10 protein-coding genes are annotated in these 12,096 nt (G+C 60.1%); 3 read left to right on the top strand and 7 right to left on the bottom strand.

The features are described from left to right. Positions 1 to 170: 170 nt before the first annotated feature. Complete coding sequence (locus AC58X1_RS18920) at positions 171 to 1,331, bottom strand: polysaccharide deacetylase family protein (RefSeq protein ID WP_447736435.1); 1,161 nt, start codon at positions 1,329 to 1,331, stop codon at positions 171 to 173. A gap of 137 nt (positions 1,332 to 1,468) precedes the next feature. Here AC58X1_RS18920 and yaaA point away from each other — a divergent pair, with 137 nt between their 5' ends. Next, positions 1,469 to 2,242, top strand: a complete 774-nt coding sequence (gene yaaA / locus AC58X1_RS18915; protein WP_497429316.1) for a peroxide stress protein YaaA — start codon at positions 1,469 to 1,471, stop codon at positions 2,240 to 2,242. A 155-nt stretch (positions 2,243 to 2,397) separates the two neighbouring features. Here yaaA and AC58X1_RS18910 read toward each other — a convergent pair whose 3' ends face one another. The 6 genes from AC58X1_RS18910 to AC58X1_RS18885 all read right to left on the bottom strand — a co-directional run bounded on the left by AC58X1_RS18910 (position 2,398) and on the right by AC58X1_RS18885 (position 8,203). Beyond that, positions 2,398 to 3,540, bottom strand: a complete 1,143-nt coding sequence (locus tag AC58X1_RS18910; protein ID WP_497429315.1) for an efflux RND transporter periplasmic adaptor subunit — start codon at positions 3,538 to 3,540, stop codon at positions 2,398 to 2,400. 76 nt (positions 3,541 to 3,616) lie between these two features. Beyond that, positions 3,617 to 5,074: a TolC family protein gene (locus AC58X1_RS18905; RefSeq protein WP_497429314.1), complete on the bottom strand. Its 1,458-nt coding sequence runs from the start codon at positions 5,072 to 5,074 to the stop codon at positions 3,617 to 3,619. Continuing rightward, entirely contained in the window at positions 5,067 to 6,245 is a 1,179-nt protein-coding gene (locus AC58X1_RS18900; RefSeq protein WP_259075925.1) for an ABC transporter permease, read from the bottom strand. Before AC58X1_RS18900 ends, AC58X1_RS18905 begins: the two co-directional genes overlap by 8 nt. Then, positions 6,235 to 6,903, bottom strand: coding sequence for an ABC transporter ATP-binding protein (locus AC58X1_RS18895; RefSeq protein WP_497429313.1), 669 nt, complete (start codon positions 6,901 to 6,903; stop codon positions 6,235 to 6,237). The genes AC58X1_RS18900 and AC58X1_RS18895 overlap by 11 nt, the downstream gene beginning before the upstream one ends. Next, positions 6,900 to 7,685 carry a hypothetical protein gene (locus tag AC58X1_RS18890; protein ID WP_186701068.1) on the bottom strand — a complete coding sequence of 262 codons (786 nt, stop codon included), beginning with the start codon at positions 7,683 to 7,685 and terminating at the stop codon, positions 6,900 to 6,902. The genes AC58X1_RS18895 and AC58X1_RS18890 overlap by 4 nt, the downstream gene beginning before the upstream one ends. A gap of 101 nt (positions 7,686 to 7,786) precedes the next feature. Then, positions 7,787 to 8,203, bottom strand: coding sequence for a hypothetical protein (locus AC58X1_RS18885; RefSeq protein ID WP_497429312.1), 417 nt, complete (start codon positions 8,201 to 8,203; stop codon positions 7,787 to 7,789). A gap of 1,007 nt (positions 8,204 to 9,210) precedes the next feature. Between AC58X1_RS18885 and AC58X1_RS18880 the strand changes: the two genes are divergently transcribed. Next, positions 9,211 to 10,527, top strand: a complete 1,317-nt coding sequence (locus AC58X1_RS18880; RefSeq protein WP_101322042.1) for a nucleotide sugar dehydrogenase — start codon at positions 9,211 to 9,213, stop codon at positions 10,525 to 10,527. A gap of 53 nt (positions 10,528 to 10,580) precedes the next feature. After that, complete coding sequence (locus AC58X1_RS18875; RefSeq protein ID WP_150570660.1) at positions 10,581 to 12,071, top strand: glycosyltransferase family 2 protein; 1,491 nt, start codon at positions 10,581 to 10,583, stop codon at positions 12,069 to 12,071. Positions 12,072 to 12,096: the final 25 nt, after the last annotated feature.

Below are 12,096 nucleotides of genomic sequence, written 5' to 3'. Positions count from 1 at the left end.
ATGACGCCACCTGTGCTGCAGGAATCGGCTGTCTGGTTCTTTCATACCGCAAAAACGATGAACAAAAAAAGCTTTTTTACGTGTTGATGAAGTTTATTTTTCCGAATGACGATCCGACCTTGGCGAAGCCCCGGCATGGGTCTAGAGTCATATATCAAGCTCAATCGTCATCACCCGCCTACGCCGCTCTGCGCCGTTGCGCCAGCGTCTGCGCCGCGCCCGTATTCCTTGCAGTCCTGCCAACCGATACCGCTCTGCACCGTGTGCTGCAGCAGCCACTCCAGCGCCGGCTGAGCCTTGCTCTGGTTGTCATGAAACTGGATAACGCCCTTGCGCCACAACAGCATCAGCGTCACCACACGCTGGGCTGATGCCTCTGCGGTCAGTGCGCCATCGTCCATTGCGTCGATATCCCACAACGACACCTGCAGCCCTTCGCTGGCCATGAACGCCTCACCATCGCTGCGCCGCTGGCCATAGGGCGGACGGAACAGCGGCACGTACTGCTCGGGCAACTCGGCCTGCACCCACGCCTGGCTGCGCCGCAGCGAATCCTGCCAACCCTGCCATTGCGCGTGGGAGCGATACTCCCAGCCCTGGATGCCGACGCATTGCTTGCGGTACACGTCCTGCAATCGGCCAGCGCCGCTGTCGCGGCGCTGCTGCAGGCGGTTGCCAAGGACGAAGAAGGTGGCGTTGAGTTTCTGCCGGCGCAGGTAATCGGCCAGGTTGTCGGTGCTGCTGCCCTGCCCGCCTGGTCCGCCAACAAAGGTCAGCAGGAACATCCGGTCATTCAGTTCATCGCCGTTGCGCTCGCGGCTGGACAGCCGTTCGATCTCGCTGCTGGTCTGCGGGAACAGCGCGGCCTTGCGCAGCTGTTCATCCAGGTAGCGCCGATGGAAGCTATGGCTGGGTTCGGTCCAACCGACATAGAACTCGCCGACATCGGCATTGAACGTGGCCGCCCGGGTGCGCAATTCGGCCATCGACTCGAGCGGATAGCAGAACGACGCATCCTGCTCGCAACTGCGCTGCGCCTGCTGGTAGTTCTGCCACAGCCGCTGCCACATCCGCGCCCGCACCGCACGCACTACCGGCAGGTTGACCTGCCTGAGCTGAAGCCGCGCCGCCAGCGCCGGCTCGTCGAGCATTTCGCTCTCCTGCAGCACTTGGGCAAACGACAGGATCTCGGCCCGCGACGCCACATCGAACAGCACCGGGCTGTCCAGTTGCTCAGGCCACAGGCTGCGATCAAAGCTGGCCGGGACGACCGGGACGGCTTGCACGGCCAGGCTCAACACACTGGCCAGCACGGCCAAGGCAATGCGCACGATCAGATTCTCCATTTCATCCTGGCCGGCACTATAGCGCGACCCTCGTCGATGTTCTGTGACTATCGTCGGCATAGTTTGGACTTGCCCGGTTCAGCCCGTAGAATCGGCCCCATTCGATTTCAGGAGCCGACCCGATGCTGACGGTGATTTCCCCCGCCAAAACCCTCGACTACGACACCCCGCCGGTGACCGAGCGTTTCACCCTGCCGCAGTATTTGGATCACTCGCAGGCGCTGATCAGCCAACTGCGCGACCTGAGCCCGGCACAGATCAGCGAGCTGATGCACCTCTCGGACAAACTCGCCGGCCTCAACGCCGCACGCTTTGGCAGCTGGAGCGCAGACTTCACCCCAGACAATGCCAAACAAGCGCTGCTCGCGTTCAAAGGTGACGTATACACCGGTCTCGACGCCGAAAGCCTCAGTGAAGACGACTTCAGCTACGCCCAGGATCACCTGCGCATGCTCTCCGGCCTCTACGGCCTGCTGCGCCCACTCGATCTGATGCAACCCTACCGCCTGGAGATGGGCACCAAGCTGGCCAACCCACGCGGCAAGGACCTGTACGCCTTCTGGGACACGCGCATCAGCGAATGGCTGAACCAGGCACTGGCCGAGCAAGGCGACGACGTGCTGCTCAACCTGGCCAGCAACGAGTATTTCAGTGCGGTCAAACGCAGCACGCTCAAGGCACGGATCATCAATGTCGATTTCAAGGACTGGAAGAACGGCCAGTACAAGATCATCAGCTTCTACGCCAAGAAAGCCCGTGGGATGATGAGCCGGTTCGTGATCCAGGAGCGGATCGCCGATCCGGAGCAGCTCAAGCAGTTCGATGTGCAGGGGTACTACTACAGTGCCGAGCAGTCGAAGCCGGATCAGCTGGTGTTTCTGCGGGATCACCTGTAGGAGCGGCCTTGTGTCGCGAAAGGCCCGCAAAGCGGGCCCGGCGATGTCGGCGGCGAAGCTGAAAATGAGGGCACACTACGCCCGCCTTTCCGACCGGTCCGGCGTTCCGGCAAGGCCGCTCCTACACGCCAATGGGGATGCTGACCGCCAGCGTCTTACTCCACCCAGACCCAACCCGCCTCCAGCCCTTTAACTTCGACGCCTTGCGGCACTGCGCGCAGGGGAGTGACGACAACATTGCGCCCTGGCTGATAGTCGTCCGCGCGATACAGCACGTAGTGGCCACTGCCGTCGTCAGTACGCAGCGCCGCTGCGGGCACCGCCAACGCTTGCTCATTGCTGTACAGCAACACGGTCACCTGCGCGCTCATCCCCAGCCGAACGCCCAGCGCGACCGGGTCCGGCTGAGTATCCAGAGCAATCAACAAATCGAACCAGGCGCCCTGCCCCTCCTCGGTCCTGGCCTGCTGACCAACCGCGACGACCCGGCCGTTGAGCGTGTGCCCAGCAAACCCCTCCCCGCTTACCTGCACGAACATCCCCTCGTGGACCTTGTGCAGATCGCTTTGCTCCAGTGCGGCGCGCACCTGTAACTGGCTCAGATCGACCAGCACAAACAGCGGCGTGCCTTGACTGGCCAACTGGCCGACTTGCAGCGCAAGTTGGCGGTCCTCACTTGGCCGAGGCACCAGCAGCCCACTGAACGGTGCGCGTACCTCGCGCTGGTTACGTAACGCCGCCAACTCGCGCTGGCGCGCTTGAGCAGCGTCGAGTTCAATGCTCGCCAGTCGCAAATCTACGCCTTGCCCGCGCTCACGGGTTTGTCGCAGATGCTGCCTGGCATCAAGCAGGTCCTGCTGCAGCATCACCATTTGTTGCTGCAAGGCCTCCACTTCCTGACGGGCGACGATACCCCGGTCGAACAGCCGCTGCGTCTGCTTCAAGGCTGCCTGCGCGAGCTCCAGGCTGCTGCTGGCCATAGCCTGCGCTCGTTTGGCCTGGGCCATCTCCGAGCCGCTTGCCCAGGCTTGCAGTTGCCGCAACGCGCGCTGGCTCTGCAGCAGCTGCGCTTCAGCTTGGCGAAGCTGCGGGTCCAGTTCGGCAGTGTCGAGTACAGCAATGATATCTCCCGCTGCCACCTGCTGCCCCGGCGCTATCGGCAGCGCCTGAAGCAGGCCGGCAAACGGCGCCGCCACGGTCACTTGACGAACAGCCTGAATCCGCCCGAGCACGCCAAGACGCTGCTCGATGAGTTGCGGCTCAATCCGCAGCCATGAGCCGACGCTATTCTCGCTCACCTCTGCCGGCCAAGGGCGCCATGGGCTCAGCAGAAGGCAGCCAAGCACCAGCATCGAAATTGCCAACACCTGCTGCCTAGTCATTGATGGCCACGTCCCAGCTGTCCAATGTCGTGCCCAGAATCAAATCAAGAGCGGTCTGCGCATTCAAATAAGCGATCTGCGCGTCCAGCCGTGCACTCTGTGCGCCGCGCAGATCGCTCTCGAAACTGAGCACCTGAAAGTTGCTCGACAGGCCGAGCGCTAGCTTCTCCTGTTCGATGGCGAGCTTGCGCCGTGACAGATCCAGTGCTCGCCCGGCGATTTGTAACTGGCGCCAACTGACCTGCACTTCGCGCACGCCATCGACAACCTCGCGCTGCAGTTGCTGACGGGCGTCGGCCAGTTGCAAGCGTCGACTATCAACGGCGACTTGGGCCCGTACCAGCCCTTGCCGCCGGCTCAAGTCAGCAATTGGGATTTCCAACTGCAACCCCAGATAGTGTTCCCAGATCTTGCCGGAACTTGGCCGCTCACGGGCCTGGCTGGTAGCACCGATCAACGACAAGTCCCAGCGCTGCTGATCCTTGGCAAGGCGTAGATCGAGGTCTGCTTGCTGATCGGCCAGCAACTGCAGTAGATAGATCGGCTGCAAGGCTTCAGCCTGGGCTAAAGCCCGCCTCGGATCTAGCCCGATCGGCTCGGCTTCCGCCTCTTCGCTAACGCGCAAGGGCGTGTCCAGGTCCAGAGCCAGTGCTTGCAGCAGCGCCAGGCGGCCAGCGTGCAGGTTATTACGACTGCCCTCCAGAGCCAGTTCCTGATTGGCCAGCTCTGCTTCGGCCTGAACAATCTCGAACGCGGCCATGCGCCCGGCGTCAATCAGCTCGCGGTTGACGGCAATCAGCTGGCTGGCCCGTTGCCGTGCATCATCGGTGATGTTTAGTTGTTCCTGCGCACGTAACAGGTCGCGATACAAGCCAATGATGCTGGTGATGGTATGTGACACTTGATCTTTGAGGGCCAGTCGATTGGCCTGCTCAGCCAGTTCCGCCTGATGCAACGGTGCCATGGCTATGTCACGCCCTGCACCTCTGAGCAGCGGCTGGATCAGCATAAGGTTAGCGCCGTCACGATAGCGCGGCCCAGCTGCATTGCCCCGAGTCTGGCCGTAGGCCCAGTCGAGACTCACGCGGGTGCCGTAAGCCGTCAGCACACTCGCGCTGGGCGTTAACTCTGCCTGGCGATAGCGATCGTCCTGATTGCGGTTGGCCTGATACTGCGCCTTGAAGGAAAGTTGTGGCGCGTAGCGGTCAACTGCAACGCGCAGCTCGAACTTGTCAGCAATGCGCTGCAAGTAAGCACTGCGAATACTGCGGTTGTCGCGCAAGGCCAAGGCAATCGCGTCGCTCAGACTCAACACCAGCTGGTCACGAGCTGTAACCGCCTTGGCCGAAACCGCCCCGGGGATGATCTGGCCAGGCGAGCGAAAGGCGGCTGCGGTGATACCAGGCAGCAGGCACAGCAGCAGGCAGCAGCGCATCATCCGGTCATTCATCACGCAGCGCTGCCACGGGTTGCAGACGCGCAGCAGCCAGCGCCGGCTGCAGGCCGAAGAACACCCCGATCAGCAGCGCACTGACCACGCCCAGCGGTATCGACCAGGGATCAAGGGCAAAATCCCAGCCCGACAGCCAAGCGAACAACCAGGCGGCCAGTACCCCAACCATCGAACCAAGCACAGCCCCGCCACTTGCCAGAATCACCGCCTCGAGCAGAAACAACCAAGCGATATCCACAGGCCGTGCGCCGAGCGCCATGCGTACGCCGATCTCACGCCGCCGCTCGATGACGCTCATCAGCATTACATTCATGACGCCTACGCCGCCAACCAGCAGTGCGATAGCGCCCAGGCCTGCCAACAACCAGCTGAACAGACGCGCCTGGCTGGCCATGCCATCAAGCAACTGCTGGGGTACCTGCACTTCGACTTCAGCGCCGGGCAGTTGCATGCGCAGATCACCGGCCAATTCATCAGCAGCAACGCGCACGCTTTGTGAATTGCGCGCCAGCGCCACTACCGCGCTGATCTGCGGTGCCGATGACAAGCGGCGCATGGCTTGCAGCGGTATCAGCAAGCCGTCATCGACCGCCACTGGCAGCAACGGGTTGTAGCCAATCGGAGCAAGGATGCCGATCACTTCGAACAGATAGCGACCCAGCTGCAACTGGTCGCCCACGCACGCCTGCAGTTGCTGCGCAGCGATCGCCCCCAGCAGCAGGTAAGGGCTGTGGGCGTCATGCTCTGACAACAACCGTCCCTGGTCGGCGGTCAGGTCGAGAACAGTGGCTAACGCCGGTGTACTGCCTGTGACCATGAGCGCTTCACTGATAGCGCCCAGACGCACCTCGACCGGCGCCATCGCCAGCGGCGCTGCGCTGATCAGCAGTGGTGAAACCGCTGACAGCTGCGGCGGCTGAGCCGTCATCGCCGGGGTCTCGCTATCACGCTGCAAAGTGGCGACCAGCAACTCGCTGCCCATGCCTTGAAATAACTGCCGAGATTGCAAGGCGGCGCTATGGCCGACATTGAGCAACGCCACCACTGCGGCGCAGCCCACCGCAATGCCCAACAAGCCCAGCCAGGCGCGACGCCCCATCGTGCCCAGGTTTGCTATCGATTCGGCCAGCCGCTGAGAAGCGCTCGGCCCGTAATGTTCAGCGAGCATCGCCGACCTGCCCTGCCCACACGTTCAAGCAGCGCTGCATGTGGCTGGCCATCGCGGGATCATGAGTGACCAGCAACAGCGTCACACCGCGCTCACGATTGAGCGCTTTCAATAGCTCAAGCACATCTGCCGCCGCTTCGCCATCAAGGTTGCCGGTGGGCTCATCGGCGAGTAACAACTGCGGCTCGCCGACCAACGCGCGGGCGATCGCGACGCGTTGACGCTGGCCGCCGGAAAGCTCGGCTGGCCGATGGCTCATGCGCGCCCCCAACCCGACCGACTGCAGCTGCCGTCGCGCGGCGCATCTGGCCCGCAGCACAGGCATGCCGCGATAAAAAAGCGGCAAGGCAACGTTGTCCAGCACAGTCAAGCGCGGCAGCAAGTGGAAGCTTTGGAAGACGAAGCCGATGCTGCGGTTACGCATCATTGCCCGTTGCGCACCGCTGGCACCGGTCATGTTCTCACCACCGATCAGCACACGGCCATGACAGGGTTCATCGAGCAGACCGATCAGGTTAAGCAGCGTGCTTTTGCCAGAGCCTGACGGGCCAACGATGGCGCAGGATTGACCATGAGCGATCGACAGCGAGACATCACCAAGGATTACCTCGCCGCCGAGTGAACGGTGGACGTGTTCAAGCGAGATGGCGGCGCTCATGAGGGACTTGCCTCGTTGCCAAGACCTTTGGCGCTGCCCTCGTCGCCGGCCGCATCCTTGCGTTCATTAGCGGGTTTCCATTCGTTGGCCAACATATCAAGAAGAGACGTATTGAATTCTGGCCAGTCAACTTCCTGCACGTCCAGCTGAAGCATGATTTCCACTTCATAATTGCCGTAACGTGATTCCTCTATTGCTGGCAGCGCCTTGTAATATGCCAAGATTTCCTTAAGACCTTCGGTGCTTTTTCCTCTCTGCTGATACTCATCCCACATTTTCCCAACAACAGACTTTGACCATTCACTGTACTGCCGACCTGACTCAATCATCGCCGCCTGACGTTCATTAGTCGTGAACGAACCTCCTTCGTCATAGGCAATAACACTCAACTGCTGTGCACTCATGCCAAAGAATGGGTTCTCACTTCGACCATTGATAAAATCCGTCGCTTGGCGGGCACTTGCAAGCCACTGAGGGTCATCGCTGCCAGGTAATTCTGCATCATGTTTTGCTTTGTTGAGATCGTAAACTGCGCCATACACTTTTTCTCTGATGGATGCAGCCAGAGCGGTTAATTCCTTACGGCTTAATTGACTGTCACGAGCACTTGCGCGTTGTTCAGCTGCACTCAGCCTCTGAGCAAGGGATGATAGGGTTTCCTGGCTGTTTTCGCTGACAACCACACCATCTACAGGTGAACTTTGATCGCCAGTATTGTGTGCGGAAACTCGTACCTCACTGGCGCTATTCAGGGTGAAGTCATTATTCTTTATTTGCATCATGCACCTGTTCATTTCGAGCGCCGGCCTTGGATTAAGCGCACGCCCAGATCATGCGCAACCCACTCGTTACACCTGAGCGGGCGGCGCTGTTGAGTAAAACGCTACTTCATCACGAACTCAACTCGCCATGAGTAATTAGCAGCAGTAGCAGTAATGATCGCCGTACAGGTGGCTCCCCCAGACGGGGTGGCCGTTTTGGTCCATTCCGGCTTTTTTATTCCACCGGGCAACACGCGCATCTGAAACGTGGTGCCGAAAGCACACGTCTTCTGACCGATCGTGTATCGCACCATAGCCGCGTTCACGTCAGGACTGATTACTCGCTGTACCGTAAAGTTATTGCTAGCCCCAGCAGGGACTTCTTCAGCGGGCTTTGGCTTGGCAGCCAAGTAAGTGCTGGACTCATTGGAAGTAACTATTTTCAGGGTCGCTTTCGCCGACCCCATGTTTTTGAATGTTACCTCTACAGGCGGCCCAGCATGCGCCAGCCCCACAGTGGACAGGGATACAGCGCCCATGATGCCTACCATTAGATTTCTCATATTGACTCTTCCCTATTGGGCAGCTCCGTGGATCGGATCTGCTGGGTGGCAGCGCGCACCCTTCATCGGATGGGCGCTGCTCACTGGCTGCTGAAGGTGACTTCTGATCCAAGGCTGCCCACGACGCTCCATCGTTCCAGGCCAGCACCTGCAGCTCATCCATCATTTCTAACGGCACCCCGCCTCTAACCCTTAGGGTTCGTAAGGTCTTGCTCTGTTACGGCATGTGAGCCCCATTGCAGAGCACCGCGTGATAGACGGGGCGGAGCGGCATTAAACGCCAAACATCAGGCGCCAAATAATCGACAATCCAAGCTCGACGCCCCCGCGCCGGCAGACCGTTCGTAGTTTTTTGACGAATTTTGCAATTATTTTTCCGGTGATGGCATATAACCATCCCGCTGGGTTTTCACCCTTTATATACCGGGGTAAAACCGCCGCGTGCTATTACCATGCAACTATGCGCACTTAGATAAATATTTAGAAATCTTTCATTTCGTCAGTTTCGGTTCAGGAACTTTGCCCCCCAGGTGCCCCTCATAGGACCCGTAACGAATCTTCATCGCTGCATGTGAGAGATGACTTACAGATGACAAGCGGCAGGTACCTACTACCCGGCCGAAGAACTTAGGCAGACGCCACGGTAACCACCAAGCGCGCTGCCAGCTGAAGGAGATGCAAGCCCCTTAAACGTCCTAGTGGTTGATTTCAAAGGATTTATCCACTTGAAAGAACAAGCACAGCAGTTCGCCACGTAGCGCGCTGCAGTAAAGACGGCTGCATTTCAGGGCACGTTTTTTAATGATCAGTCTTTGACTGCCTACTTAGAGTGCACACCGTTGTGCACTCCGGATTTATTCATGCCTGCGTTCGGTGAAGTGTGCACTCGCCTTGGCAAAGTGCGCCCGAATTAATGCTGGTTAATCAAACCGGCCGATACTTCCGTGGAAGAGTCGGCGTGATAAACACTTGAGGTGAAAGCGATGCGTATCAGCATTTTTGGTTTGGGTTATGTGGGTGCAGTGTGTGCAGGCTGCCTGTCGGCACGGGGCCATGAAGTGATTGGTGTGGATGTGTCGCAGACCAAGATCGACCTGATCAACAAGGGCAAGTCGCCCATCGTCGAGCCGGGCCTTGAGCAACTGCTGCAACAGGGCATCGCCAATGGCCGTCTGCGTGGCACCACGGACTTCGCCGAGGCCATCCGCGCCAGCGACGTGTCGATGATCTGCGTCGGCACGCCGAGCAAGAAAAACGGCGACCTGGGCCTTGAGTACATCGAATCGGTTTGCCGCGAAATCGGTTACGTGCTGCGTGACAAAGCCAGCCGCCACACCATCGTGGTGCGCAGCACCGTGCTGCCTGGCACCGTCAAGAACGTGGTCATCCCGATCCTGGAAGACTGCTCGGGGAAAAAGGCCGGCGTCGACTTCGGTGTCGCGGTCAACCCTGAATTCCTGCGTGAAAGCACCGCGATCAAGGACTACGACCAGCCACCGATGACTGTCATCGGCGAGTTCGACACCGCCAGCGGCGACGTCCTGCAAGCGCTGTACGAAGAGCTCGATGCGCCGGTGATCCGCAAGGACATCGCCGTTGCCGAAATGATCAAGTACACCTGCAACGTGTGGCACGCGACCAAGGTCACCTTCGCCAACGAGATCGGCAACATCGCCAAGGCGGTCGGCGTCGATGGCCGCGAAGTGATGGACGTGGTCTGCCAGGACACCGTGCTCAACCTGTCGCAGTACTACATGCGCCCAGGCTTCGCCTTCGGCGGCTCGTGCCTGCCCAAGGACGTGCGCGCCCTCACCTACCGCGCTGCCAGCCTCGACGTACGTGCCCCGCTGCTCGACTCGCTGATGCGCAGCAACGAATCGCAGGTGCAGAACGCCTTCGACATCATCGAGAGCCACGACAAACGCAAGATCGCCCTGCTCGGCCTGAGCTTCAAGGCCGGCACCGACGACCTGCGCGAGAGCCCGCTGGTGGAACTGGCCGAGCGCCTGATTGGCAAAGGCTACCAGCTCAACATCTACGACCAGAACGTTGAGTACGCCCGTGTCCACGGCGCCAACAAAGAGTACATCGAGTCGAAGATCCCACACGTCTCGTCGCTGCTCAACGCCAACTTCGAGCAAGTCATCAACGATGCCGAAATCATCATCCTCGGCAACCGTGACGAGCAGTTCCGCGCCCTTGCCCAGCAAGCGCCGGCCGGCAAGCAAGTGATCGACCTGGTTGGCTTCATGAGCAAGCCCACCTGCAGCACCAGCCGCACCGAAGGCATCTGCTGGTAAGCCAGCCTGACGCGGGGCCGCAAGGCCCCGCTCTCTACTGAATTTCGTGACGGATGCCGAACATGCATAGGTTCCAGACAGTACTGATGCAGTGCGCCGGATGGCTGCTCTACATGAGCTTGCTCATGTTGATCGCCCTGGCCCTGCCCAGCGACATCTTCGACTCCGAGTCGAAGCATTTCATCTTCCTGGTCGGTGCGGTCGGCATCTGGCGTTACTCGATGGGCGCCACCCATTTCATCCGCGGCATGATCTTCCTGTATGGCGTCTATCCGTACCTGCGCAACAAGGTGCGCAAGCTGGGCGACGCCGCCGCGCCATCGCACGTGTACCTGATGGTCACCAGCTTTCGCATCGACGCGCTGACCACCGCGCAGGTGTACAGCTCGGTGATTCGCGAAGCGATCAACTGCGGCTACCCGACCACCGTGGTCTGCTCGTTGGTGGAAAAGTGCGATGAGCTGTTGGTGAAAAGCCTGTGGGCCAAATACAACCCACCAGAGCACGTCACCCTCGATTTCGTGCGTATTGCCGGTACCGGCAAGCGCGATGGCCTGGCCTTCGGCTTCCGTGCCATCTCGCGGATGATGCCCGACCAGCATGCCGTAGTGGCCGTGATCGACGGCGACACCGTGCTCGGCGACGGCATCGTGCGCAAGACCGTACCCTGGTTCAAGCTGTACCCCAATGTCGGTGGCCTGACCACCAACGAATTCTGCGAAGTGCGCGGCGGCTACATCATGAGCGAGTGGCACAAGCTGCGCTTCGCCCAGCGCCACATCAACATGTGCTCGATGGCCCTGTCCAAGCGCGTGCTGACCATGACCGGGCGCATGTCGATGTTCCGCGCCAGCGTGGTGACCAACCCCGAGTTCATCGCCGACGTCGAAAGCGACTCACTGATGCACTGGCGCCTGGGCCGCTTCAAGTTCCTTACCGGTGACGACAAGTCGAGCTGGTTCAGCCTGATGCGCCTTGGCTACGACACCTTCTACGTACCGGACGCGGCGATCAACACGGTCGAGCACCCGCCGGAAAAGAGCTTCCTCAAGGCCAGCCGCAAACTGATGTACCGCTGGTACGGCAACAACCTGCGGCAGAACTCGCGCGCCCTTGGCCTGGGCCTGAAACGCCTCGGCCCGTTCACCAGCCTGGTGCTGTTCGACCAGCGTGTGTCGATGTGGACCAGCCTGCTCGGGCTGACCGTGGCGGTGATCGCCAGCCTGAAATTCGGCATGGCATACCTGCTGGTGTACCTGCTGTGGATCGGCATCACCCGGCTGATCCTGACGATCATGCTGCTGTGCTCGGGGCACAAGGTCGGCCCGGCCTATCCCGTGATCCTTTATTACAACCAGATCGTCGGCGCGATGATGAAGATCTACGTGTTCTTCCGCCTCGACAAGCAGTCCTGGACGCGTCAGCCGACTGCCCTCAAGCGTGACCTTGCCAGCTTTCAACAATGGTTCAACACCTGGTCCTCGCGGACCATGACCTTCTCGGCGGCCAGCATCTTCGTTGCTGTGCTGTTCATGGTCGTGTGAGCCCCTCCGGATCAGAACTAACAGG

It is taken from the genome of Pseudomonas sp. PGPR N4 (assembly GCF_059693665.1).
This window is presented reverse-complemented; position numbering and strand designations above follow the sequence as displayed.